This window comes from Proteus sp. G2618 (genome assembly GCF_009915995.1).
In the GTDB taxonomy this organism is placed as follows: Bacteria; Pseudomonadota; Gammaproteobacteria; order Enterobacterales; family Enterobacteriaceae; genus Proteus; species Proteus terrae.
On the sequence record NZ_JAABNI010000019.1, the window covers coordinates 55,564 to 81,894 of the forward strand.

Genomic DNA, 26,331 nt, shown 5'->3' on the forward strand with positions numbered 1-26,331 from the left:
TGACTATAATATGTTGCATAAAACAAGAGAAAAACCCTATTTTAGGCAATTAATTGTTGCGTAAATCGAGCAAATAAAATGGATAAAATAAAAGCATCAGAAGTGTTTGTAACCATTGTGAAGCAGGGAAGTATGATAAAAGCTGCTGATTATCTAGGTATGTCTAGAGCCATGGTGACGCGCTATTTAAATGAGATGGAAGAGTGGGCAGGAGTGCGTTTATTGCATAGAACGACACGCAAACAAAGCCTAACATCAGTAGGTGAAATGGTATACGAACAGAGTTTACAGTTATTAGAAATGGCTGAACGTATACCCGCTAATATTCCGAAAGAACGTCATCAAATCAGTGGGCTTGTTCGTATTACCAGTTCACAATCATTAGCAAATAGTATTTTGTCAGTGGCAATATGTGAGTTTATGCAGCGTTATCCTTTAATTGCGGTTGATTTACAAATCACTAATCAAACCGTGAATTTGGTGGAAGAACGTATTGATATCGCGTTGCGTATTACGAATAACCTTGAGCCTAACTTAATCGCACGCTCGCTTGCGACATGTCTTTCTGTGGTGTGTGCCCATAAAGATTACTTAGCAAAAAAAGGTATACCTCAAAACCCAGATGAACTTACTCAGCATCAATGTTTAACTTACCGATTTTTTGGTCGTAGTTTGTGGGAATTTAATTTAGGTGATGAACGTTATTCAGTACCTGTTGGGGGGAATTTAAGCGCAAATGAATCGGTTGTTTTATTGCAAGCTACGCTAAAAGGAGCTGGTATATCGCTACAACCTTATTATTCAGCCAAACCTTATATTGAAAGTGGTGAGCTAGAACAAGTTTTGTCTGACTATCAAGCTCAGCCGATGGGAATTTATGCGGTTCTAGCGAGCCGACAAAATATGCCTGCTGCCGTTAGAGTATTGCTGGATTTCTTAGTAGAGTGGTTTTCATCATCACCTTATTGGCTTGCTTTATCGGGTAAAAGCTTGGGTTAGTCGTTTAGGGTAATCTGATAATGTCTCTTTCATTACATCAATAAAATAGGCAACAAGTTGTGATGAAGGACGATGTGATGGGGTAATTAAGCTGATGGTAAAAGGGATAGTAAAGCTTAAAGGACGAAGGCAAATAGATTTATCTAAGTAATCAAGTGCGGTAATAGGGTTAACAATTGAAATACCGATATTTTCACTCACCATTGCACAAATAGAGGCGGCACTTTGTGTTTCCATAACTAATTGTCGTGCAGTTCCATTTTTAATAAATACAGTATCAATTAATTGTCGGTAACTATCATTGGCTGACAGGCTAATAAAACGTTCATTTTGAAAATCAACAGGGTGTAATAATGTTTTTTTACACAATGGATGTGATTTGGGTAAAACTGCGACTTCATTGAGTGTAAGCACGGTTTCTTGTTGAGTTCCAGCTGGTGTTTGTGTGTGTTCTACCAATCCTAAATCGTAATGTTGTGCGGATAACCACTCTTCTAATAAAGGGGATTCTTGAGGAACAATAGTTAAATTGACATCAGGATATTTATCTAGAAATTGTCGGCAAATTGAAGGTAATAATGATTGAGCAAATGCGGGCAGGCAGGTGATGTTCAATTCTGCTTGGTTAAAATGGCGAATATTTTCAGCTGCGTTAATTATTCTATCTAAACCATAATAAGAACGTTGTACTTCCTCAAAAAAGCGCAATCCTTCGGTTGTGGGCTGTAAACGGCCTTTTATTCTATCAAATAATTTAAATGCTAATAGATGTTCAAGACGAGATAATTCTCTGCTGACAGTGGGTTGTGACGTCTTCAGTAGCTCTGCGGCTTCAGTAAGGTTCTGCGTAGTCATCACCGCATGAAAAATTTCAATGTGTCGCCAATTAAAAGGAGCTTTCATCTTATATTCCTATATCATAGATGAATAGAGTGTAGCTTATTTGATATTTTTATTCCCTTATAAGTTCATAAATAATGATTCTATTCACCTGTGACTTTTATGAGTAGATAACATGACAACATCAATAACTATGGCTCAATACCAATTAGCACAAACTTATGGAACGCCATTATGGATTTATCAAGGCGATACTATTTCTCAGCGTATTGCTCAGCTTAAATCTTTTGATGTAGTTCGGTTTGCTCAAAAAGCATGTTCCAATATTCATATTTTACGTTTAATGAAAGCACAGGGTGTTAAAGTTGACTCTGTTTCGTTGGGGGAAATTGAGCGCGCTTTAGTTGCCGGTTATCAAGGTGGTAGAGAAAAAAGTGAGATTGTCTTTACGGCTGATTTACTTGATGAAAGAACAATTGAACGTGTTGTTGAGTTAGATATTCCTGTTAATGCAGGCTCTATTGATATGCTTCGTCAATTGGGTGAGCGCAATCAAGGTCATGCTGTTTGGATAAGAATTAACCCCGGATTTGGTCATGGACATAGCCAAAAAACCAATACAGGTGGTGAAAACAGTAAGCATGGTATTTGGTATGACGATGTGCCAGAAGCGTTAGCTGTGATCCAGCAATACAATCTAACTCTAGTTGGTTTTCATATGCATATTGGCTCGGGTGTTGACTATCAACATCTTGCTAGTGTCTGCGATGCAATGGTAGAGCAAGTGCTTACCTCTCAAGTTGATATTCAAGCTATTTCAGCAGGAGGTGGATTATCAACGCCTTATCAAGAAGGTGATGCAATAGTCGATTTGGATCACTATTTTTCTTTATGGGATAAAGCACGCCAGCGTATTGCACAACACTTAGGGCATTCTGTTGAGTTAGAGATTGAGCCAGGACGTTTTTTAGTGGCTGAATCTGGTGTATTGATTTCACAAGTGAGAGCTGTTAAATCAATGGGAAGCCGTCACTATGTGCTGGTGGATGCTGGATTTAGTGATTTAATGCGTCCTGCAATGTATGGCAGTTATCATTATATTTCAGTTTTAGATAGACATGGTCAAATAAAACCAATGACTGAATTACAAGAGACGATCGTGGCAGGCCCGCTGTGTGAATCGGGTGATGTTTTTACTCAGCAAGAGGGAGGCACTGTTGTTCCTCGTTTATTGCCCCAAGCGCAGGTAGGCGATTATTTAGTGATCCATGATACAGGGGCGTATGGTGCGTCAATGTCATCGAATTATAATAGCCGACCACTTATTCCTGAAGTGTTGATAACAGGCGGTGTTTCTCAATTAATTCGTCGTCGCCAAACAATAGAAGAGTTATTAGCATTGGAGTTAGATCTTTAATTAATTTTTGGGATTTTAATAATTCGCTCTTAATAAAAAACACCTCATCACTAAAAGTGATGAGGTGTTTTTGTTTTATAAAGGGAAATATTTCCTTTTATCTCGATTGTTAGGCTGCTTTGTCTGTTTTGACTTTGTCAGCTTTCGGCTTTTTTGCAGGCACCGCCAATGCATCAAAGTCAAACTCATCAACATTGATACTCCGTAAGCGACTCTGTTCTGCTTTACGTAAGATATCGGCTTCTTCTTGAGTTACTCGTTTATCAGCCAGTGCTTTGTCCGCTAATTTATCTAATTGAGTAAAGTTAAACTTCTTCTCATAGAGGCGACAAATACGGTCGAAAATAGGTTCAGCCGCTAAAATATCCAGTAGTGCTTCTTCCATTAAACCATGTGGATTATGCTCGCTCGGTGTTAAGTATTGACCTCTACCAATGCGATCACGGGTTTCAGAAGGTTGTTGGATAAGTTGTGCCACTTTGCTATCTAATTTATCTGATGGTAATTTTTGAGCTTTACCCAGCGGGAAAATAATTGCTCGCATAGTACCTGCAACAACACGGCTTGGGAAATTGCGTAGTAGTTCATCAATTGCATTTTCAGCTTGGTATAAACACTCTTTTACGCTCCAATGTACGAGAGGTAAATCTGCGGTATGGCGACCTTCATCTTCATAACGCTTAAGCGCAGCAGAAGCGAGGAAGATGTGACTTAATATGTCACCTAAGCGTGCTGAAATACGCTCACGACGTTTTAAGCTTCCGCCTAAAACACCCATTGAAACATCAGACAACAGCGCCATATTGGCACTCAAGCGGTTAATTTGTTGATAATAACGACGAGTTTCATCATTAGTTGGCGAATTACTTAATCGACCATTTGTGATACCCAACCACAGACTGCGTAAGGTATTACTTGCTACGTGACCGATATGACCAAATAAAGCACGGTCAAAATCGTGTAGGTTGTTATCTCGTGCTGCTGCAATTTCATCTAATACATAAGGATGGCAACGGATAGCACCTTGACCATAAATGATCATGCTACGAGTTAAAATATTGGCACCTTCAACCGTGATGGCAATTGGAGAACCTTGGTAAGAACGTGCGACAAAGTTTGATGGCCCAAGACTGATCCCTTTACCACCAACGATATCCATTGCATCAATAACGCCCCGCTGTGCTCGATGAGTACAATGATATTTTACGATAGCGGATAATACGGCAGGTTTTTCACCTAGCATAATACCCGTAGTAATTAAGGTTGCCGCAGAATCTAAAAGATAGGCGTTACCAGCCAGACGAGCTAACGGCTCTTCAATACCTTCCATTTTACCAATTGGAATTTTGAACTGACGACGGACACGAGAATAAGCGCCTGTTGCCATAGCCACACTTTTTAAACCGCCGGTAGAGTTTGAAGGTAGAGTGATCCCTCGACCAACAGAGAGACATTCCACCAGCATTCTCCAGCCTTGTCCTGCCATTTTTGGTCCGCCAATGATGTAATCGATAGGAACAAAAACATCTTTACCACGAGTCGGTCCATTCATAAATGGCACGTTCAGTGGGAAATGACGATGACCGATTTCAACACCTTTGACATCAGTTGGAATTAACGCACAGGTAATGCCCGGGTTTTCGTCATCACTTAATAGATGGTCAGGATCGCGTAATTTAAATGCTAATCCTAATACGGTTGCGATAGGGGCAAGAGTGATATAGCGTTTATTCCATGTTAAACGAAGACCAAGTACTTGCTCGCCTTGCCATTCCCCCATACAGACTACGCCACTGTCAGGAATAGCACCTGCATCGGAGCCCGCTTCTGGGCTTGTTAATGCGAAACAAGGAATTTCATCTCCTTTGGCTAAACCAGGTAAATAGCGCTTTTTCTGTTCATCAGTACCATAGTGTTGCAGTAGTTCGCCGGGGCCTAAAGAGTTAGGTACACCCACGGTGATGGCTAAAATACCAGATACTCCCGACAGTTTTTGCAATACGCGTGATTGAGCGTAGGCTGAAAACTCTAACCCGCCGTACTCTTTTTTAATAATCATCGCAAAGAAGCGATTGTCTTTAAGGTATTGCCAGATTTCAGGAGGTAGATCAGCTAATTCATGAGTGATCTCAAAGTCATTTGTCATACGGCAAACTTCTTCGACAGGTCCATCAAGGAAAGCTTGCTCTTCAGCTGTTAACTGTGGCTTAGGGTAATTATGAAGTTGTTTCCAATCGGGAGCACCACGGAAAAGCTCGCCTTCCCACCATGTTGTACCTGCATCAATGGCTTCTTGTTCTGTTTTAGACATAGAGGGCATGACTTTTTGAAATGCTTTAAGTGCAGGTACTGAGATATAGGCTCTACGAATAGAAGGAATAGTAAAGGGTAATAAAACCAATGCAATGGGGAGAAGTAACCAGTAACTCCAAATATTGGCGATACCCATTACTAATGTATAAGCAATAAGTGCAAGGCTACTTACCGCAATACCGAATTTGCGATAGCTAAGCACGCCAATAAGAATAATAAAAAGTACGATACTGAGTAGTGTCATAATAAACTCCTGTATTTAGCAAGAGATCAGAGGTCAGACCTGTTGTTTGTTATTTAGATCTAATCCAGTCACTAACTTTTATCAATATATTTACATTCTAATTACAATATAGCTCACAAATTATTCGTAAATGAGAGAAGTTAGCATTTGTCGATAATAGGTATCTTCTTTCATGACATTTAATCCGTTACACTGAGAAACAGAAAATTTCGATTACCCTTTCTGGAGTAAAAATCCTATGTACCAAGATCTTATCCGTGGTGAATTAACAGAAGCAGCAGATACACTCTCTCGCTTTCTTCAAGATGATGCAAATATTGAAGCTATCCAAAAAGCTGCAGTGTTATTAGCAGATTCTTTTAAAGCAGGCGGTAAAGTATTATCTTGCGGTAATGGCGGTTCTCATTGTGATGCAATGCATTTTGCAGAAGAACTCACTGGGCGCTATCGTGAGAATCGCCCTGGTTATCCTGCCATTGCTATTTCAGATGTAAGCCATATCTCATGTGTGAGTAATGATTTTGGCTATGAATATATCTTCTCTCGTTATGTCGAAGCTGTGGGTAAAGAAGGTGACGTTCTGCTGGGTATTTCAACCTCAGGCAATTCAGGCAATATCATCAAAGCAATTAGTGCTGCACGTGAGAAAGGCATGAAAGTCATTACATTAACGGGCAAAGATGGCGGAAAAATGGATGGTACAGCAGATATTGAAATCCGTGTACCTCATTTCGGTTACGCTGATCGTATTCAAGAAATTCATATCAAAGTTATCCATATTCTGATCCAATTAATTGAAAAAGAAATGGAAAAATAATTTGTTGATATTGCTATAAGTTAGCGATAAACATCGGCAAGAAGGAGTGAGCGATGTGTGAGTTGTTAGGCATGAGTGCAAATGTACCGACAGATATTAATTTCAGTCTAAGTGGGCTAATTCCAAGAGGTGGTAAGACAGGGCCTCATAAAGATGGTTGGGGAATTACTTTCTACGAAGGATTGGGATGTCGTACATTTAAAGATCCTCAAGCCAGCGCAATATCGCCAGTCGCTCGCTTTGTTCAAGAGTACCCAATTAAATCAGAGGCTGTAATTGCTCATATTCGTCAAGCGAATCGAGGTAATGTCTCTTTAGAAAACACCCATCCTTTTACCCGTGAGTTATGGGGAAAAAACTGGACTTATGCGCATAATGGTCAACTAAAAGGCTATCAATCTCTTGAAACAGGACGTTTTCGGGCGATAGGGCAGACGGATAGTGAGAAAGCTTTTTGCTGGATCTTAAATCAACTTGAAAACCGTTATAAACGAACTCCTGTGAATTGGCCTGCTGTATTTCGTTTTATCGCTATTTTAGCCTCTCAATTAAAGCAAAAAGGGGTCTTTAATATGCTGTTGTCAGATGGTCGATTTGTCATGGCATATTGTTCAACTAACTTACACTGGATCACGCGTAAGGCGCCTTTCGGCAAAGCAAAATTGCTTGATCAAGATGTAGAAATTGATTTCCAGCAACATACCCAATCAAATGATGTGGTTTCTGTTATTTCAACATTACCATTGACTGGAAATGAATCTTGGCAACGTATTCCTGCTGGCGAGTTTGTCTTATTTGATCGTGGTGTGCGTATTCTGTAACCATTTGCTGTCACTATTTTTCGATAAGTTAAGGACAGAATTTACACTATTAGATGAAGTCAAAGTGCTATTAACGTAATAACGCCCATCCTGAACAGTAACAGATGGGATTTTTTTGCGTTCTTCAACATATTGGTAGGCAGGCATAAGCTGTTGCCAGAAATCCATATCTTTTGAATACTGGTGTTTTTTCATATTTTCAGCGGTCATCTTAAATGGAAAAATATGAATATTAATCGTAGATTGACCTCCTTGTAGCGCCAATTCAGCATACTGATAAATTTCGTCCATTACCGAATCTGTCATTGCATAGCAACCCACCGATTTGCATGCCCCATGGATCATTAAAAAGTCGCCTGTATACCCTTTTGATTTATCATATTGATTAGGAAATCCTAGGTTAATAGCTCGGTAAAATCGACTGTTCGGATTTAATTGCGAGAAATTGATCTGATAAAAACCTTCAGGGCTTTTTAAATCACCTTGAAACTTTTTAGGTCCAAGACCTCCAGAATAGCTACAAATAGGGTAAGTACGTACTTTTTCTAATTGCCCATCTAATTTTTCCGTATAAAGTTCAAGTAAGCTTTCTTCTTTGAAAATTTGAATATAGATAGGTTGTCCTGTACTTTTTTTAACAGGTTTCATTAGGAAATTTGAACTATTTTCAGCGTTAACTAATAAAGAAATTAACATTAATGTTAAAAAACTGATTAGTTGTTTTGCGTGATTGGTCATAGTTTTATCAGAAAAATAGCTTAAAATTTGTTGATAAAGTAGATCGTAGATTGCTATGAAGCAATAAATTTGTAAATTAAAATCTGATATAGTTTCTTTTCTTTTACAAAATATTCCGTATGAAATTTAATCGCTAGTCGAAAAAAATGATATTTTAATTCGGTTTATACGAGTTATTAACGTTTCAGTCAAAATAATATTCCCATTTGCTTGAGCTAAATCACTCGAATAGTCAGACAGGTTTAGGCTGAGATGATAAAATTCAGTTCGGCAGAATAAGAGAAAATAGTAACAATTATCGGAGATAAATAACTTAGGGTTCAAAAACACCTTAAGATGTTTTTATTACAGAGTCGCTACATTTTCGGGGTGAATTTGTAGCTTAGGGTTTAACTGATAAACTTGTGCAAATCTTATGATTAAAATTAAAAAAGGACTCGACCTCCCAATTGCAGGAGCGCCTGCCCAAGTGATAGAAGACGGACCCGCGATTCGACGCATAGCATTGCTAGGTGAAGAATATGTCGGTATGCGTCCTTCTATGATGGTTTCGGAAGGTGAGCATGTAAAGAAAGGGCAAATTCTTTTTGAAGATAAAAAGAATGCCGGTGTTGTTTTCACCAGCCCAGCTTGTGGTAAAGTCGTTGCAATTAACCGCGGCGAACGTCGTGTGTTCCAATCTATCGTTATCGAAATTGATGGTGACGAAGAAATTACCTTTAACCGTTATGATAGCTCAACGCTCTCAGATCTGACCCGCGAACAAGTTGAAACTAACCTTGTTAATTCGGGAATGTGGACTGCGCTAAGGACTCGTCCTTATAGCCGGACTCCACATTTAGGCACAACACCTGTTGCCATTTTTGTCTCTGCAATGGATACAAATCCACTTGCAGCAGATCCTATAGTTATTATTGAGCAAAATGAGAAGGCATTTAATGATGGTCTTGTTGTTTTAACTCGTTTAACCGAAGGTAAAGTCTATGTTTGTCATGGTGAAAAATCACCGACAAAATTAAATGACGGACAGATTAGCTATAACCAATTTGCAGGTCCACACCCAGCAGGATTAGTTGGTACACATATCCATTTCTTAGAACCTGTTAGTGCTAAGAAAGTGGTTTGGCATTTAAATTATCAAGATGTCATTGCTATTGGTTATTTGTTTACAACAGGTTCTTTATATACAGAGCGTGTTGTTGCATTAGCAGGCCCTCAAGTAAAAGCACCTCGTTTAGTGCGTACTTGTTTAGGGGCTGATCTCTATGAGTTAACTAAAGATCAATTAGTTGACGGTGAAAACCGCATTATTTCTGGCTCTGTATTATGGGGATGGAAATCTGATGAGGCTCATCACTATTTAGGTCGTTTCCATAACCAAGTTTCTGTATTACGTGAAGGCCGTGATAAAGAGTTATTTGGTTGGGGTATGCCGGGTAGCGATAAATTTTCGATCACTCGTACCACTATCGGTCACTTCTTAAAAAATAAACGCTTTGCATTTACAACCACAATGAATGGTGGTGAACGTTCAATGGTACCAATTGGTAACTATGAGCGTGTGATGCCGTTAGACATTATGGCAACGCATTTATTACGTGATTTAGTTGTAGGTGATACTGACAGTTCTCAAGCATTAGGTTGTTTGGAATTGGATGAAGAAGATTTGGGATTATGTACTTATGTTTGCCCAAGCAAATATGAGTATGGCCCAGCACTGCGCCAAGTATTGACCAAAATTGAGCAGGAAGGGTAACTCATGGGTTTGAAAAATTTATTTGAAAAAGTAGAGCACCATTTTGAGCCCGGTGGCAAATTAGCAAAATGGTACGTACTTTATGAGGCAGTGACCACGGTATTTTATACGCCAGGTACTGTCACTCGTAATGGTGGTCATGTTCGTGACACCATTGACCTAAAACGCATGATGATTTTAGTTTGGTTATCCGTTTTCCCAGCAATGTTTTGGGGAATGTATAACGTTGGTCATCAAGCGATCCCTGCACTTAATCAGTTATATAGTGGTGCTGAATTACAGCAAATCATTGCTTCAGATTGGCACTATCGCCTTGCTGAATACCTCGGCGCATCATTAACAACAGATGCGGGTTGGGCAAGTAAGATGCTACTTGGTGCAACTTACTTCCTACCTATTTATCTAGTTGTTTTTGCGGTTGGCGGATTTTGGGAAGTTCTTTTTGCCTTTATTCGTGGCCATGAAATTAACGAAGGATTCTTTGTTACATCAATCTTATTTGCCTTAATAGTACCGCCTACATTACCACTTTGGCAGGCTGCATTAGGTATTACGTTTGGTGTTGTTATCGCGAAAGAAATCTTTGGTGGGACAGGGCGTAACTTCTTAAACCCAGCATTAGCTGGTCGTGCATTTCTGTTCTTTGCTTATCCTGCTCAAATTTCAGGTGATTTGGTTTGGACTGCAGCTGACGGCTTCTCTGGTGCGACACCATTATCACAATGGTCTGTATCGGGTGAAAGTGCATTAGTAAATACCGTCACTCAACAGCCTATCTCTTGGATGGATGCTTTCCTTGGATATATTCCAGGGTCGATCGGTGAAGTATCAACACTGATGATTTTAATCGGTGGTGCAGTCATTCTTTTTGCTCGTATTGCTTCATGGCGTATTGTTGCTGGGGTAATGGTAGGCATGATTGCAATGTCATACCTGTTTAATTTCATCGGCTCAGATACCAATCCTCTCTTCTCAATGCCTTGGCACTGGCACTTAGTATTAGGTGGTTTTGCTTTCGGTATGATGTTTATGGCAACAGATCCAGTATCCGCATCGTTTACTGATAAAGGTAAATGGGCTTACGGTATTTTGATTGGCGTAATGGCTGTGCTTATTCGTGTCGTCAATCCGGCTTACCCTGAAGGTATGATGCTGGCAATCTTATTCGCAAACTTATTTGCACCACTGTTCGATTATGTGGTTGTTCAGGCGAATATTAAGCGGAGAAAAGCTCGTGGCTAAAGAGAAAAACAAAGATAGCGTCGCAAGAACGTTCCTCGTTGTATTTATTCTATGTCTTGTGTGTTCTGTGGTAGTAGCAGGAGCGGCTGTTGGGCTGAAGTCTAAACAAGAAGAACAAAAACTTCTTGATAAACAACGTAATATTCTTGATGTTGCGGGGCTACTCGTACCTAAAATGAGTGCGACAGATGTATTGAAAGTGTATGACACGCGTATTAAAGCAAAAATTGTTAATTTTCAGACAGGTGAACTGACTGATAGTAAAGGCAATTTTGATTTAAACACAGAGTTACGCAGTGATGAGACGTCAATCGCTTTATCCCCAGAGGAAGATATTGCTAAAATTCGCCGTCGTGCTAACACAGCAGAGGTTTATTTTGTACTCGATGAACAAGGTAAAACGACGGAAGTTGTATTACCTGTTTATGGCTCTGGTTTATGGTCTGTAATGTATGCTTTTGTCGCCGTAGATATTGATGGAGTCACTTCAAAAGGTATTACCTATTATTCTCATGGTGAAACGCCGGGACTCGGTGGTGAAGTCGATAATCCACAATGGAAAGCACAATGGAAAGGTAAGCACTTAATCAATGAGCAAGGTGTGCCAGCCATAAAAATAGTACGTGGTGGTGCATCTGGCAGCCCTTATGGTATTGATGGACTTTCAGGTGCGACACTGACTTCGAATGGTATCCAGCATATGTTCGATTTCTGGTTAGGTGAAAAAGGTTTCGGCCCATTCCTGAAAAAAGTTCGTGAAGGAGAAATCAATGGCTGATACAAAAGAAATTAAACGAGTTTTACTTGGACCATTGTTAGATAACAACCCAATTGCCTTACAGGTATTAGGTGTGTGTTCTGCATTGGCGGTGACAACAAAACTTGAAACTGCATTAGTGATGACAATTGCTGTAACGCTGGTTACTGCGTTCTCAAACTTTTTTATTTCACTCATTCGCAATTACATACCAAGTAGTGTTCGTATTATTGTTCAAATGGCGATTATTGCTTCATTAGTTATCGTTGTTGACCAAATACTGCAAGCTTATGCATATGAAATCTCTAAACAACTTTCTGTTTTCGTCGGTCTTATCATTACTAACTGTATTGTAATGGGACGTGCTGAAGCGTATGCGATGAAATCACCGCCTATTGAAAGCTTTATGGATGGTATTGGTAATGGTTTAGGGTATGGCGTTATCTTGATCCTTGTCGGATTTTTACGTGAGCTTTTCGGATCTGGTAAATTATTTGGTATTACCGTCATGGAATCTATCCAAAATGGTGGCTGGTATCAGCCAAATGGTTTATTCCTGTTAGCACCAAGCGCATTCTTTATTATTGGCTTGCTAATTTGGGGATTACGTACATTAAAACCTGCTCAGGTTGAAGAGGACTAATCGCCATGGAACATTATATAAGCCTGTTTGTTCGTGCTGTTTTTATTGAGAATATGGCGCTCGCATTCTTCTTAGGGATGTGTACATTTCTCGCCGTTTCTAAAAACGTAAAAACAGCTTTTGGATTAGGTATCGCTGTTACCGTTGTTCTTGGTCTTTCTGTACCGTTGAATAACTTAGTTTACAACTATGTGTTACGTGATAATGCATTGATGGAAGGAGTTGATTTAAGTTTCTTAAACTTTATCACTTTCATTGGTGTGATCGCAGCACTGGTACAAATCCTTGAGATGATTTTAGACCGTTATTTCCCTGCACTTTATAATGCATTAGGGATCTTCTTGCCTCTTATTACCGTTAACTGCGCCATCTTCGGTGGTGTGTCATTTATGGCACAACGTGACTATAACTTTAGTGAGTCTATTGTTTATGGTTTTGGCTCTGGAGTTGGTTGGATGTTAGCCATCGTATTACTGGCTTCTATCCGTGAGAAAATGAAGTACGCGGATGTACCGGCAGGTATGAAAGGATTAGGCGTTACTTTTGTCACCACAGGGTTGATGGCATTAGGTTTCATGTCCTTCTCTGGTGTTCAGCTATAAAGGGTGAGAAGAACTCATGGATATAATTATTCTAGGTGTCGTGATGTTTACCCTGATTGTATTGGTGTTAACAGCATTGATTTTGTTCGCAAAATCAAAACTGGTCAATACAGGGGATATTTCAGTTGAGGTCAATGGAGACCCAGAAAAAAGTTTTGATGCACCAGCGGGTGATAAATTACTTAACGTATTATCAAACGAAGGTATTTTTATTTCATCTGCTTGCGGTGGTGGTGGCTCTTGTGGCCAGTGCCGCGTTAAAGTGCTTGAAGGTGGCGGTGATATTTTACCAACAGAACTTTCACATATTAACAAGCGTGAAGCTAAAGAAGGTTGTCGTTTAGCCTGTCAGGTAAACGTAAAAAATAATCTGAAATTAGAATTACCTGAAGAAATTTTCGGTGTTAAGAAATGGGAATGTGAAGTTATCTCAAACGATAACAAAGCAACTTTCATTAAAGAATTAGTGTTAAAAATTCCTGAAGGTGAAGTTGTACCTTTCCGTGCTGGTGGATTTATTCAAATTGAATGTCCTCCTCATACGGTACGTTATGAAGATTTTGATGTACCTGAGGAGTATCGTGAAGATTGGGATAAATTTAATTTGTTCCGTTATGTTTCTGAGGTTAAAGAAACCACTGTACGTGCTTATTCAATGGCGAACTATCCTGAAGAGCATGGCATCATCATGTTAAACGTGCGTATTGCAACACCTCCGCCACGAAATCCTGATGTGCCACCAGGTATTATGTCATCGTATATTTGGTCACTAAAACCAGGTGATAAAGTGACAATTTCAGGCCCATTTGGTGAATTCTTCGCCAAAGAAACTGATGCTGAGATGATCTTTATTGGTGGTGGTGCGGGTATGGCGCCAATGCGTTCACATATCTTTGACCAATTAAAACGCTTACATTCTAAACGTAAAATCAGCTTTTGGTATGGTGCACGTTCTGTTCGTGAAATGTTCTACACTGAAGATTTCGATATGCTTGCAAAAGAAAACGAAAACTTCACATGGAATGTCGCACTTTCAGATGCATTGCCTGAAGATAATTGGACTGGCTATACTGGATTTATTCACAACGTGTTGTTTGAGAATTACCTCAAAAATCATCCTGCACCAGAAGATTGTGAATTCTATATGTGTGGACCGCCAGTGATGAATGCAGCAGTTATTAAAATGCTCAAAGATTTAGGCGTTGAAGATGAAAACATTATGCTGGATGACTTTGGAGGTTGATCCTAACTTCCGATAAAGCATAAATGAATGAAATGACAAGCGCCCACTTATGTGGGCGCTCATGATCAGAAGAGAGAGTTATGTTAAAAAGAAAGATGATAAATTGGATAGTGATGCTGTCTGCATTAGTCCTATTATCTGCATGCGGTGAAAAACAGCAGGTATTAGAAGGCGAAACCATGGGAACTTATTACTCGATTAAATATGTTCCTGATAGTAATTCACCTCCACAAAACGTCTTACAAACAGAAATTGATCGTATTCTTGAAGAAGTGAACGATCAAATGTCAACATACCGCCCTCATTCTGAACTCAGTCGTTTCAATCAAAGCCGTGAAATTAATACCCCATTTCCTGTTTCACCTGCGACAGCCAAAGTGGTAAGTGAAGCTATTCGCATTAATAAAATGACTGATGGTGCTTTAGATGTGACAGTGGGGCCGTTAGTTAATTTATGGGGATTTGGCCCAGAAGGCCGATTTACGCATCAACCTTCTGAAGATGAATTAGAAAAACGTAAAAAGTGGATTGGTATTGATTACCTAGCTGTTGAAGGTAATACGTTAATTAAGAAGATCCCTGAGCTTTATGTCGATCTTTCTTCAATTGCCAAAGGCTATGGTGTTGATGCTGTAGCTGAATATTTAATTTCACAGAATATCACTAACTATATGGTTGATATTGGTGGTGAAGTAAGAACCCAAGGCGTGAATGGCAATGATAAGCTTTGGCGTATAGCGATTGAAAAACCGGCAAATGACGGCACAAAACAGAGTGTTCAGTTAATTATTGAACCGGGTGATAATTCAATTGCCACGTCTGGTGATTATCGTAACTATTTTGAAGAAAATGGTGTCCGTTTTTCTCATACTATTGACCCAACCACTGGTCACCCTATTAAACATAACCTTGTTTCTATCACTGTTATTGTGCCAACTTGCATGAGTGCTGATGGTCTTTCAACAGGATTGAATGTTTTAGGGCCTGAAAAAGGGTTAGCAGTAGCAAACGAGCTAAATATTCCTGTCTTTATGATAGTGAAAACTGAAAATGGGTTTGAAGAGCGTTATAGTAAAGCGTTCGCCCCATTCTTGAAAAAATAGAATTTAAGGAGAGAAGGTTATGTTAAAAATATTTCTTTTTGCCTTCATCTTATTCTTAATTGCCTTCTTTGGAATGGCGTTAGGATATATTGTAAAGCGTAAGAGCCTTCAAGGTAGTTGTGGTGGTTTAGGAGCTATGGGGATAGAAAAAGAGTGCGATTGCCCTGAGCCATGTGATGCACGTAAAAAACGTATGGCGAAAGAGTCCGCACGAGAAGAGCTACTAAAAAAGAATCGAATTCTTTAACAATAAGAAATATTCTTCAATAAAAAAAGAGTGATGGATTTTAGTTGCCATCACTCTTTTTTATTTCATTCTAAAAAAATTTAATAGAACTAAAGTAAGATCATAAAAAGCAAAACTTTTTGTCAAAGGATTACTTCCATGGATAAGGGTTTTGTCCCTCCCACTCTAAAACTTCTTTTTGGGCTTCTTCGTAGGAATAGTCATAATGCTCTTGAAGTTTACCAATCAATTGCTCTCGAGTGCCTTCGATAACATCAAGTTCATCATGGGTGATTTTTCCCCATTTTTCTTTTACTTTTCCTTTGAATAAATTCCAATCACCCGAAATTTTATTGTTTAACATTTTATTCCTCCTTACTTATTTCCATCAGATAACATGATTAAGTGTAGAAGAGAATGAAGTGAAGATAAAAATGAATGCCTAAATCGACTTATTTACTCTTTTCTAAATGCTTTCATATTTGCGGGTGAATCGACCATAACTGCATCAGCACCTAATTCAGTAGCCTGAATATAGTCTTTCTCTGTGTTGATCCCAAAAAGAACAATATGAGCATTGCCACCAGCACGAAAACAAGACATTGCATCTTTATCCCAACTCAGAACTGAAGCGGAACGCGCTTCACCTAATGTGTACTTCTCAACAACTTCGACTTTTCGGTGAAGCTCTAGCCCATACCAACGAGTAATCTCTAAATTTTCAGGTAACAGGCAAACATGGCTCATAGTGATATTGGCTAGAATATCACGAGTGATATCACGGCTTTCAAAACGTTGCACATTAGTCGGCAAAGCATCAAGAAATGCCGCGTTTGTAGAATAAACGCGAGTTCTATCCAGTGCGTTATGATTACGAAGTACAGTTACTAATGCTTCACCTTGAGTTGCAGGATCAGCATCTGGTGATTTTAAATCAAGATAAAACTGTGTTGTGGGGAATTGAGTTAAGATTTCATCTAATGTCGGAATGGTGACACCTTTATTTCGATAAGGAAATTGCTGGGCTTCGCCAAATTTATAGCCGGCATCCCATTGCTTCAGTTGCTGTGCAGTAAATTCAGAAACACTGCCTTGCCCATTCGTTAAGCTTTTTAAATCACTAGGGCGATAAAGGACAGGAATATTATCTTTTGATAATTGAATAGTGATCCAAATTGCATCAGCTTGATTAGAGAGCGCTGTTTTTATAGCAATTTCAGTATTTTCAGGAGCATCAGCTGTGCCACCACGATGTGCGATAATTTTAGGAGATGCCATAAGGGTTACAGAATAAAAAAAGAGAGAAACAGCGATAAATAATTTAATCATGAAAAATTATTTCCTTGTTTTATATATAGTTACAAAACAATATTTAAAATTAATGTAATTAATCAACGAGCAAAAACAATCTATCATCACTTTGTGACAATTCTATAAATAAACAGACTAATTCAGATTTTTATGAGAAATACACCTCAATAGAGGGAGATAAGAGCGAATAAAAATTGTAGTTAATATTTATTTACTGTATATTTAAACAGTACATAAAGTGAGGTGATTGTATGCGTAAAATTATTCATGTTGATATGGATTGTTTTTATGCTGCGATTGAAATGCGAGATAATCCAGCACTAAAAGAGATCCCAATTGCGGTTGGAGGCCATGCTTCTAGTCGAGGTGTGATCTGCACGGCGAATTATCCCGCCCGTCGTTTTGGTGTCCGTAGTGCTATGTCAACGGCAACAGCGTTGAAGTTATGTCCTCACTTAAAAGTGCTACCCGGTAGGATGGCTTTCTATAAAGAAACATCAGCAAAAATACGCCAGATCTTTTCTCGTTATACTCATCTTATTGAACCTCTTTCACTCGATGAAGCTTATCTTGATGTATCTGACAGTAAGCATTGTCATGGCTCTGCAACGTTGATGGCTCAAGAAATCCGCCAACAAATTTTTGATGAGTTAAATCTCACGGCATCCGCAGGTATTGCACCGATTAAATTTCTTGCAAAAATTGCCTCTGATATGAATAAACCAAATGGGCAATTTGTTATTACACCAGAGCAAGTCGATGATTTTATTTTAAAATTACCACTTAATAAAATACCCGGCGTAGGTAAGGTGACATTTGCTCGTTTGCAAGAAATGGGGTTAGAAACTTGTGCCGATATTCGTCGCACCGATATCATTTCTTTAGTAAAAGTGTTTGGAAAATTTGGTCAAAATTTATGGGAACGCAGTCATGGTATCGATGAACGTGAAATTAACCCAGATAGACTCAGGAAATCAGTCGGAGTTGAACGCACTTTTGCCTCAGATATTAATTCTTGGGATGATTGCTTGGCATTACTTGATGGATTGTATAGCGAATTAGAAAGGCGATTAACAAAAGTTAAACCTGACCTAAGGATAGCAAGGCAAGGCGTTAAATTAAAATTTGATGATTTTCAATTAACGACACAAGAGCATACTCATCCTATTTTAGAAAAAGCTGATTTAATCAATATTGCCTATCAAGCATGGCATGAGCGTCGAAATGGCAGAGGTGTGCGCTTGATCGGATTTCATGTCACATTGCAAGATCCACAAATAGAACGACAACTTCTTTTAGCGCTATAAAAATTAAAAAAACCATAGTCGAACAACAGATAGACTATGGTTAATTCAGTTAATCTATATAGTATTACCAGCGATAATTCATCGTTGCCGTCATCGTTCTGCCAATGCCATAAAAACATGCAGTATCACCAGCACAAGATGCAACATAATGTTTATTCGCAATATTATTCATATTAAGCTGAATTTCAGCACCTTTTAAAGAAGGTGATAGCTCACCTAATGAATAACCAATCATTGCATCGTAAAGAGTCACTGCAGGTACACTAACTGTATTTTTGGTATCGCCTTGAGACACACCTACATATCTGACACCAACACCCGCTTTAGCGCCATTAAATAGCCCAGAGGTTTCATCATATTGACCCCAAAGTGATGCCATATGCTTAGGAACTCTAGGGAGTTCTTTTCCTTGTGTTCCTGCAATAATGGTTTTTCTTACTTCAGTATCGGTATAAGCATAACTGCTGATAAATGAAATATTTTCAGTTAATTGGCTATTAATTTGTGCTTCAACACCACGGCTTCTAATTTCACCTACTGGTTCAAAATATGCTTTTTCAGCATTGTAGTTGGTAACATTACGTTGTTGTAATTGATAAATAGAGAGTGTTGCCAATGTTTGCTCATTTGGTGTCAGGTATTTTATTCCAGCCTCTAATTGACGACCTTCGCTAGGCTCAAAAGGGGCACTTCCTGGTGCTCGGCGAGTTTGTAAATTAGGTTCAAACGAAGTGCTATAACTAATATATGGCGAAATACCATTATCAAAAGCATATAAAAGCCCTGCACGACCCGTTAATTTATGATCATCTTGCTGATCATAGCTTTTAGCTAAGAAATCATGAGTACGAACTTGAGCCCAATCTTGGCGTAATCCTGCAAGTAAGATCCAATTTTTCCATTCGATCTGATCTTGTAGATATAACCCAATTTGGTCACGCTTTTGTAGCTGATCGGTCGCAGGTTTTTGTAAACTCATATCGATTGGATAGTGGTAGTTAGGATCACGCCAATCAAGATCGTACTCTGGTCCCATTGCTCGAAGCAAATTATCTTGATCTTTGCTCCATTGATAATCAATACCAGCAATCACAGTATGATTAAGTTTTGCAGTGGTAAAGTCGGCTTGCAAACGAGTATCTATTCCTAAAGTATCTGTTTCACGCTGCTCTTGTTGCGCTCGGCGTTCAAGAATATAAGGGTTATCTTTTCTTAAAGAGCCAAATACAAGATATTTATATTTTTGATTAATATGGCTATATCGAGCATTTTGTACAATTTTTAGTGAATCACTAAATTCATGTTCAAATTCATAGCCTATACCATATTGTTGACGCCATGATTTATGGTAATCGGGATTGTTAACATCAAAATCAAAGGGAATAGTACCCGCCGGAGTGCTTTTAACCGTACCATAAGCAGGTAAAAAATTACGATATCCAGCTTCAGGATCTTGCTGAATAAAGCTTAGTAGCGTTAAGCGAGTTTGTTCATTAGGTAAGAAAGTAATAGCTGGAGCAAGTGCAACACGTTCTTCTTTATAGTTTTTTATTTGCGTGTGTTGTGTTTTTGCAACACCGTTTAGGCGATAAAGCACACGATTGTCATCACTTAATGCACCTGAAAAATCAAAAGCAGTTTCTGCTAATTTATCATTGCCTGCTCGTACTTGAATATGGCGAATAGGGGATGCAGTTGGTCTTTTGCTTGTCATTGCCACAAGGCCACCCGGATTGACTTGGCCATAAAGAACGGATGCAGGCCCTTTGACCACTTCAACACGCTCTAATAACCAGGGATCAATTGCACCAGTTGATGATGAAGCTCCCATTCCATAACTTAGGCCGTCAAGAAAACGAGGGGCATAACTGTATCCACGAATAAAAACCTCATCATTACGATTAGAACTTCCACGATATTCTGTGAAAACTCCGGGCGTATAACGTAATGCTTGAGAAACTGAACTGACATCTTGAGCATCCATTTGATCACGCGTGATCACACTAATGGATTGTGGTGTTTTTTCAATTTCACTTGGTGTTTTATTTGTTGATAGCGTTTTTGTTGCTACAAAACCGGAAACAGGCGCTTGAGGATCTTGCGATGGAGATGCCGTAACAATTATCTTTTCAGGTATATTTTGATTGACGGCAGCATGAATCTGAACAGAGAGAAAACTTAGAGGTAAGGCGAGAAAGACGCTAGCAACGTAATTTTTATTAGACACAATAGAACCCTTTAGTTTTTTATTATTTAACTTTAAATATGGAAGCCATGAAAATATCACTCTGAAAATATTAATACTAATGATAATGATTATCATTCTATATGTTTAATTTATTAAGATTTATTTTTTATTCCATAATGGAATAAGTGATTATGTAATTGGCTACATAAGGAATAAATTATGATCTTTAAGGGAAATAGCGTGTAAATTGAGGGGATAATTTATTTCTTGGTGATAGTTATAGGCACAAAAAACCCGCCAATTAAGCGGGTTCCATTATTAACATTAAAGCGAAATTATTTAGCTGGGATCGCTTTTAAAATCGCAGTTAATAATTGCCAGTATTGACCGACGCTTTTAACGTGAACACGTTCATCTGGTGAGTGAGCACCACGGATTGTTGGTCCAATAGAAACCATATCCATATCTGGGTAAGGTTTTTTGAACAGACCACACTCAAGACCAGCGTGGATAACCATGATGTTTGGCACTTTATCAAACAGTTGTTGGTAAGTGTCACGCACTAAATGCATAACAGGAGAGTCCGCATCTGGTTTCCAACCAGGGTAACCGCCTTTGGTTTCGATATCCGCTTTAGCTAGTTTTGCCAATGCTGTCAGCATACTAACAACATAAGTTTTACCGCTATCAATCAGAGAACGAATTAAGCACAGGATCTCTACTTTATCGTCAACAATGCTAACAACACCTACGTTTAATGAAGTTTCAACAACACCTTCAACATCGTCACTCATACGAATAACACCATTTGGCATAGCATTAAGTAGGTTGATTAAGCGTTCTTGGCAATCTGCTGTGAAAACTTTTTTATCTGTTGTTGTATCAATTAATTCAATTTTCAGATTTTTTTCAGCAATAGCTAATTCTGTTTTTAACAGAGCTTCAAATTTCGCTTTTACTTCGTCTAGCTGGCTTGCTTTATCCGCTGGAATTGCAAAAACAATGTTTGCTTCACGAGGAATAGCATTACGCAGTGTACCACCGTGAAAATCAATTAATTTCAGTGATAATTCTTCGGCATGACCTGCTAAGAAACGCGCTAATAATTTATTTGCGTTACCTAAACCTAAATGGATATCACCACCTGAGTGACCGCCATTTAATCCTTTCAGAACCAGTTGTTTAACAACGTGGCCTGCTGGAATTGCATCGTAAGAAAGGCTTACTGTGGTTTTAACATCAATACCACCCGCACAGCCCATGTAGATTTCACCTTCTTCTTCAGAGTCTGTGTTGATAAGAATATCAGCTTGTAACCAACCTGGTTGTAAACCAAATGCTCCGTCCATGCCTGTTTCTTCAGTCATGGTTAACAGGACTTCTAATGGGCCGTGTTTAACAGTATCGTCAGCTAAAACAGCTAATGCAGATGCCATACCTACACCATTATCAGCACCTAATGTAGTGCCTTTAGCTTTGATCCACTCACCGTCAATGTAAGGTTGAATCGGATCTTTAGTGAAGTCGTGAACGGTGTCGTTGTTTTTTTGTGGCACCATATCTAAGTGTGCTTGTAAAACAACGGCTTTACGATCTTCCATGCCTTTAGTTGCTGGTTTACGAATTAAAATATTGCCAACTGCATCGCGCTGTGCAAAAAGACCTTTTTCACTTGCCCAAGAAAGAATATGGGAAGCTAAGGCTTCTTCATGATGTGATGGATGTGGAATCGAACAAATTTTTGCAAAAATATCCCATAGTGGTTGTGGGGATAGAGTAGATAGTTCAGACACGATGGATCTCCTCTAACAGCATCTGTGTTATTGATAGCCTACCGCTTTTTTAAGGGCTAGCTTTATTATTCTGAGCGTTATACGCCAATGTAGTTGAGAATATCACTTTCTTCTGATGAATGCGTCATCCTATTCACATCTCTATCTAAGAAATTAGATCTCTATTTGTATTCATTTTTTTATATAGTTTGTTTTTTAATCATAAAAAGACATTACAGAAAAAAATAAGGATAATCTCACCTGTTTTCACGTTTTCTCTGGTTTTTAGGCGCTCAAATCACTATAATCTCGCGCAACCTTTTTTTCCGCAAAAAAGCTTCTCTCGAAATTCAAGTAGCTAGGATCACAATATTATGAGCGAAAAATATGTTGTAACGTGGGATATGTTGCAAATACATGCCCGTCAATTGGCGCAACGTTTATTACCAGTCGAACAGTGGACAGGCATTATTGCTGTCAGCCGTGGGGGATTAGTCCCTGCTGCATTACTTGCTCGTGAATTAGGTATCCGTCATGTGGATACAGTCTGCATTTCTAGCTATGACCACGATCATCAGCGTGACCTCAAAATCTTAAAAAAAGCAGAAGGTGATGGTGAAGGCTTTATCGTTGTTGATGATTTAGTTGATACTGGTGGTACTGCTAAAGTTATTCGTGAAATGTATCCAAAAGCCCATTTCGTCACTATCTTTGCAAAACCAGAAGGGCGTCCTTTAGTGGATGATTTTGTGGTTGATATTCCGCAAAATACATGGATTGAACAACCTTGGGATATGGGGGTTGCCTTTATTCCACCAGTTTGCGATCAAAAATAAGTTGATAGCATTCGCTTTGCTGTTTTAATTGAGATCCTCGCTTAGGCGGGGATTTTTGTTTTTAAGCTTTTTTCTCTTCCTCTTAATGATGTCTTCGTGCGATTGCTTGTCGTGATACACATTGTTCCAGTTAATTTCATGCTATGATAAAGCCAGACTTTTTAGCCCCTTTTATACGATATCCACTGATTTGAAGAGTGATATGGCAAACAATACGAATCTTTCTGAAACTTTATTTAAACCACGAGCAAAACACGCTGAAACCTCAACGCTAATTCAGTACACCCATCCAAAATCGAATATTAATACCTATACCGTGCTTAATGGTGCGAGCCAGCAAAATTGGTATCGAACTATTCAACGTTTACTTTGGATTTGGCGTGGAATTTCTCCTATTGAGATAGAAGAGGTGTTAAGTCGAATTGCTGTGCAGGATGCCCCTCGTAGTGATGATAAATTTATTGATACCGTTATCGGGTATCGTAAAGGTGGTTGGTCATTTGAGTGGTCGCATCAAGCGATGATCTGGCAACAAAAAGCATTACGTGAAGAGTCCGGTGATGTCGCAGCAGATTGTTGGTTAAAAGCCGCACATCTTTATAGTATTGCCGCATATCCCTTTATTAATGGTGATTTTTTAGCGGAGCAAGCCGTTATTTTGTCGATGAAAGCCTTTGAGAATGCGACGAAATTTTCTTCTTTTGAAGTCAAGAAACTGACATTTAAATTAGAAGGAAAAGGGACGACAACAGGTTTTCTGCATTTACCAAAAGATTGCAGAGGCCCTTATCCTACGGTGTTATTTTGTGGTGGATTAGACGGCTTACAAAGCGATTATGTTAGTTTCTTCCGTGATTATCTTTCCCCTAAAGGTATTGCAATGTTAACGCTGGATATGCCTGCAATTGGTTATTCAGTAAAACAAAAACTAACGGAAGATACATGCCATTTACAAGGTGAAGTTCTAAAGCAACTTTCTGAAGTACCTTGGATTGATCATACTCGTGTTGGTGTGATGGGCTTTCGCTTTGGCGGTAATATTGCCGTGCGTTTAGCTTATATCTACCCAAAATTGATTAAAGGTGTTGTTGCCTTAGGCCCGTTGATCCACACTTTCTTTACCCAAGCTGAGTTACAGAAAAAAATTCCTGTGATGTATCTTGATGTATTAGCAAGTCGCTTAGGGTTATGGAATATTGACGAGAATAATCTTCGATTATCGTTGAGCAGTTATTCCCTGAAAAACCAAGGTTTGATTGGTCGACGCATGCCTGTTCCCATGATGGGGGTTTATTGGAAAGGGGATGAAATGAGCCCTAAAGAGGATTCGCAATTAATTGCACGCTCCTCTATGGATGGTGACATTCTTGCTATTAATGATAAACCGCTTTATGAAGGTTTAGAGCTCGCGTTACAAAAAAGTGCAGATTGGATCTATGATAAATTAATATAATTAATTTTGAACAATAACTTGCTAATTATATTAGATTATATAACAGTAGAGTTTCTAAGGAGACTGAATTTATGACTTCATCTTTGAACCCTACCCAAGGTAAGTTATTAAAGCGTTTTGCTCAAATCGGTCCTTATATCCGAGAGCAACAATGCCAAGAGAGCCAGTTCTTTTTTGACTGTTTAGCTGTGTGTGTAAATAAAAAAGTCGCGCCGGAAAAACGAGAGTTTTGGGGCTGGTGGATGGAATTAGAACGTAATAATGAACAGCTTATTTATCATTATCAAATTGGGCTATTCGATAAAAATGGTGATTGGCTTCATCAGAACATAAGTAAGAATGATGTTGTTGAGTCAATCAATGAAACACTTATTCGTTTTCATGAATTTCTTCAACTTGCGGTGAGTGAATTAGAAATGACACTCATCCCAGATGAAAAAATGAACAAATTTCCTCTTCCCATTCAGCCCTAATTTTGTGTTAGGGCAACTTTTCATAGATTTTGCGTTATGTCAGTTGGCATAACGCTTCTCTCCTGATAAAACTGTGTATTATCTTTTTAAATAATCAACAAGAATGGTAAATGTTATGAGTAGCAGCCAAACGCTGGTTGTTAAATTAGGGACAAGTGTACTTACTGGTGGTTCACGACGTCTGGATCAGTCTCATATTGTTGAGCTGGTTCGCCAATGTGCTAAACAACACGAAAAAGGGCACCGGATTATTATTGTCACTTCTGGTGCAATTGCAGCAGGACGCGAGTATTTAAATTATCCTGATTTGCCCGCAACTATTGCGTCAAAACAGTTGCTTGCCGCTGTGGGGCAAAGTGCCTTAATTCAAGTATGGAAACAGTTATTTGCTATCTATGGTATTCATATTGGTCAAATGCTATTAACGCGTGCCGATATTGAAGATAGAGAACGTTTCCTGAATGCGCGTGATACATTACATGCGCTGTTAGATAACCATATTATTCCCGTTATCAATGAAAATGATGCTGTTGCCACCGCGGAAATTAAAGTGGGTGATAACGATAACTTGTCAGCATTAGCCGCTATTTTAGGTGGTGCTGATAAACTGTTATTACTAACGGATATTGAAGGGCTTTACACGGCTGATCCCCGTAGTAATCCAGATGCTAAACTGATCCCTGAAGTTTTTGATATCAACGATGAGTTACGTCAAATGGCGGGTGATAGCGTATCAGGGTTAGGTACGGGCGGTATGGCAACAAAATTGCAAGCTGCAACCGTTGCAGGACGAGCAGGCATTGATGTTGTTATCGCCGCAGGCGTACAACCTGAAGTTATTGCCAGAGTAATTAATGATGAGCCTGTTGGAACATTATTTCATGGCTTACAAAGCCCATTAGAAGCGCGTAAGCGGTGGATCTTTGGTGCGCCAATTGCTGGTGTGATAGTGGTTGATGAAGGGGCTGAAAACGCAATTAAAGAAAAAGGTAGTTCCCTTTTACCAAAAGGTATCAAAGAAATTAAAGGCGATTTCTCTCGTGGATGTGTTATCCGCATTCAAAGTTTACAAGGTAAAGATCTCGCTCATGGTGTTGCACACTATAATAGTGATGCATTGCGTTTAATAGCAGGACACCATTCACAAGAAATTAGTCAAATTTTAGGTTACGAGTATGGCAGTGTTGCTGTGCATCGTGATGATATGATTGTTAGCTAAGGAGCCTTCTG

The 26,331-nt window shown here is 39.0% G+C and carries 24 protein-coding genes; 17 read left to right on the forward strand and 7 right to left on the reverse strand.

What is annotated here, in order from left to right; all coding sequences use genetic code 11:
* Positions 1-78 precede the first annotated feature (78 nt).
* A complete protein-coding gene (locus tag GWJ01_RS10365; RefSeq protein WP_109395288.1) occupies positions 79-999 on the forward strand; it encodes a LysR family transcriptional regulator in 921 nt (306 codons plus the stop codon).
* On the opposite strand, the gene GWJ01_RS10370 is transcribed toward GWJ01_RS10365, so the two are convergent.
* Positions 976-1,902 carry a LysR family transcriptional regulator gene (locus GWJ01_RS10370; protein WP_109395287.1) on the reverse strand — a complete coding sequence of 309 codons (927 nt, stop codon included), beginning with the start codon at positions 1,900-1,902 and terminating at the stop codon, positions 976-978. The genes GWJ01_RS10365 and GWJ01_RS10370 overlap by 24 nt on opposite strands.
* Positions 1,903-2,014: 112 nt before the next feature.
* Here GWJ01_RS10370 and lysA point away from each other — a divergent pair, with 112 nt between their 5' ends.
* Positions 2,015-3,256 (forward strand): diaminopimelate decarboxylase, encoded by a 1,242-nt coding sequence (lysA, locus tag GWJ01_RS10375; protein WP_109402701.1) that lies wholly within the window; start codon positions 2,015-2,017, stop codon positions 3,254-3,256.
* A 109-nt stretch (positions 3,257-3,365) separates the two neighbouring features.
* Here the strand turns inward: lysA and fadE are convergent, their stop codons facing one another.
* On the reverse strand, positions 3,366-5,813 hold the full coding sequence (fadE, locus tag GWJ01_RS10380) for an acyl-CoA dehydrogenase FadE (protein WP_109402702.1): 2,448 nt from the start codon (positions 5,811-5,813) through the stop codon (positions 3,366-3,368).
* 238 nt (positions 5,814-6,051) lie between these two features.
* Here fadE and lpcA point away from each other — a divergent pair, with 238 nt between their 5' ends.
* Together lpcA and GWJ01_RS10390 are read left to right on the forward strand one after the other, a co-directional pair.
* Entirely contained in the window at positions 6,052-6,630 is a 579-nt protein-coding gene (gene lpcA / locus GWJ01_RS10385) for a D-sedoheptulose 7-phosphate isomerase (RefSeq protein ID WP_006534804.1), read from the forward strand.
* Positions 6,631-6,683: 53 nt separating this feature from the next.
* Positions 6,684-7,451 carry a class II glutamine amidotransferase gene (locus GWJ01_RS10390; RefSeq protein WP_109395284.1) on the forward strand — a complete coding sequence of 256 codons (768 nt, stop codon included), beginning with the start codon at positions 6,684-6,686 and terminating at the stop codon, positions 7,449-7,451.
* Here the strand turns inward: GWJ01_RS10390 and GWJ01_RS10395 are convergent.
* Positions 7,422-8,189 (reverse strand): L,D-transpeptidase family protein, encoded by a 768-nt coding sequence (locus GWJ01_RS10395; protein ID WP_109395283.1) that lies wholly within the window; start codon positions 8,187-8,189, stop codon positions 7,422-7,424. The genes GWJ01_RS10390 and GWJ01_RS10395 overlap by 30 nt on opposite strands.
* Positions 8,190-8,604: 415 nt before the next feature.
* Here GWJ01_RS10395 and GWJ01_RS10400 point away from each other — a divergent pair, with 415 nt between their 5' ends.
* The 8 genes from GWJ01_RS10400 (at position 8,605) to nqrM (ending at position 15,782) form a co-directional block, all read left to right on the forward strand.
* A complete protein-coding gene (locus GWJ01_RS10400; RefSeq protein WP_109395282.1) occupies positions 8,605-9,945 on the forward strand; it encodes a Na(+)-translocating NADH-quinone reductase subunit A in 1,341 nt (446 codons plus the stop codon).
* 3 nt (positions 9,946-9,948) lie between these two features.
* Entirely contained in the window at positions 9,949-11,187 is a 1,239-nt protein-coding gene (locus GWJ01_RS10405) for an NADH:ubiquinone reductase (Na(+)-transporting) subunit B (protein ID WP_075672379.1), read from the forward strand.
* Positions 11,180-11,965: a Na(+)-translocating NADH-quinone reductase subunit C gene (locus GWJ01_RS10410; protein WP_075672381.1), complete on the forward strand. Its 786-nt coding sequence runs from the start codon at positions 11,180-11,182 to the stop codon at positions 11,963-11,965. The genes GWJ01_RS10405 and GWJ01_RS10410 overlap by 8 nt, the downstream gene beginning before the upstream one ends.
* Positions 11,958-12,587 carry an NADH:ubiquinone reductase (Na(+)-transporting) subunit D gene (locus GWJ01_RS10415; protein WP_036932605.1) on the forward strand — a complete coding sequence of 210 codons (630 nt, stop codon included), beginning with the start codon at positions 11,958-11,960 and terminating at the stop codon, positions 12,585-12,587. The genes GWJ01_RS10410 and GWJ01_RS10415 overlap by 8 nt, the downstream gene beginning before the upstream one ends.
* Before the next feature lie 5 nt (positions 12,588-12,592).
* The gene (gene nqrE, locus GWJ01_RS10420) at positions 12,593-13,189 is read left to right on the forward strand and encodes an NADH:ubiquinone reductase (Na(+)-transporting) subunit E (RefSeq protein WP_036932604.1); all 597 of its coding nucleotides are present in this window, start codon (positions 12,593-12,595) and stop codon (positions 13,187-13,189) included.
* 16 nt (positions 13,190-13,205) lie between these two features.
* Positions 13,206-14,432, forward strand: a complete 1,227-nt coding sequence (gene nqrF, locus GWJ01_RS10425) for an NADH:ubiquinone reductase (Na(+)-transporting) subunit F (RefSeq protein WP_075672385.1) — start codon at positions 13,206-13,208, stop codon at positions 14,430-14,432.
* 80 nt (positions 14,433-14,512) lie between these two features.
* The gene (locus tag GWJ01_RS10430) at positions 14,513-15,535 is read left to right on the forward strand and encodes an FAD:protein FMN transferase (RefSeq protein ID WP_109402703.1); all 1,023 of its coding nucleotides are present in this window, start codon (positions 14,513-14,515) and stop codon (positions 15,533-15,535) included.
* 19 nt (positions 15,536-15,554) lie between these two features.
* Positions 15,555-15,782, forward strand: a complete 228-nt coding sequence (nqrM, locus tag GWJ01_RS10435; protein ID WP_036932601.1) for a (Na+)-NQR maturation NqrM — start codon at positions 15,555-15,557, stop codon at positions 15,780-15,782.
* Positions 15,783-15,912: 130 nt separating this feature from the next.
* Here nqrM and GWJ01_RS10440 read toward each other — a convergent pair whose 3' ends face one another.
* Together GWJ01_RS10440 and GWJ01_RS10445 are read right to left on the reverse strand one after the other, a co-directional pair.
* A complete protein-coding gene (locus GWJ01_RS10440; protein ID WP_109402704.1) occupies positions 15,913-16,125 on the reverse strand; it encodes a CsbD family protein in 213 nt (70 codons plus the stop codon).
* Positions 16,126-16,217: 92 nt separating this feature from the next.
* Positions 16,218-17,090 carry a glycerophosphodiester phosphodiesterase family protein gene (locus tag GWJ01_RS10445; protein WP_109402705.1) on the reverse strand — a complete coding sequence of 291 codons (873 nt, stop codon included), beginning with the start codon at positions 17,088-17,090 and terminating at the stop codon, positions 16,218-16,220.
* Positions 17,091-17,323: 233 nt separating this feature from the next.
* Here GWJ01_RS10445 and dinB point away from each other — a divergent pair, with 233 nt between their 5' ends.
* Positions 17,324-18,379, forward strand: a complete 1,056-nt coding sequence (gene dinB / locus GWJ01_RS10450) for a DNA polymerase IV (RefSeq protein ID WP_109402706.1) — start codon at positions 17,324-17,326, stop codon at positions 18,377-18,379.
* A 64-nt stretch (positions 18,380-18,443) separates the two neighbouring features.
* Here dinB and GWJ01_RS10455 read toward each other — a convergent pair whose 3' ends face one another.
* A complete protein-coding gene (locus GWJ01_RS10455) occupies positions 18,444-20,606 on the reverse strand; it encodes a TonB-dependent siderophore receptor (RefSeq protein WP_161711072.1) in 2,163 nt (720 codons plus the stop codon).
* Between the two features lie 296 nt (positions 20,607-20,902).
* Complete coding sequence (pepD, locus tag GWJ01_RS10460; protein ID WP_109395277.1) at positions 20,903-22,360, reverse strand: beta-Ala-His dipeptidase; 1,458 nt, start codon at positions 22,358-22,360, stop codon at positions 20,903-20,905.
* Between the two features lie 353 nt (positions 22,361-22,713).
* Here pepD and gpt point away from each other — a divergent pair, with 353 nt between their 5' ends.
* The 4 genes from gpt to proB all read left to right on the forward strand — a co-directional run bounded on the left by gpt (position 22,714) and on the right by proB (position 26,320).
* A complete protein-coding gene (gpt, locus tag GWJ01_RS10465) occupies positions 22,714-23,175 on the forward strand; it encodes a xanthine phosphoribosyltransferase (protein WP_006534780.1) in 462 nt (153 codons plus the stop codon).
* Between the two features lie 202 nt (positions 23,176-23,377).
* Positions 23,378-24,628 carry an esterase FrsA gene (frsA, locus tag GWJ01_RS10470; protein ID WP_109402707.1) on the forward strand — a complete coding sequence of 417 codons (1,251 nt, stop codon included), beginning with the start codon at positions 23,378-23,380 and terminating at the stop codon, positions 24,626-24,628.
* Between the two features lie 71 nt (positions 24,629-24,699).
* Positions 24,700-25,101 (forward strand): sigma factor-binding protein Crl, encoded by a 402-nt coding sequence (crl, locus tag GWJ01_RS10475; RefSeq protein WP_098943941.1) that lies wholly within the window; start codon positions 24,700-24,702, stop codon positions 25,099-25,101.
* 115 nt (positions 25,102-25,216) lie between these two features.
* Positions 25,217-26,320, forward strand: coding sequence for a glutamate 5-kinase (gene proB / locus GWJ01_RS10480; protein ID WP_109402709.1), 1,104 nt, complete (start codon positions 25,217-25,219; stop codon positions 26,318-26,320).
* The last annotated feature ends 11 nt before the right edge of the window (positions 26,321-26,331 follow it).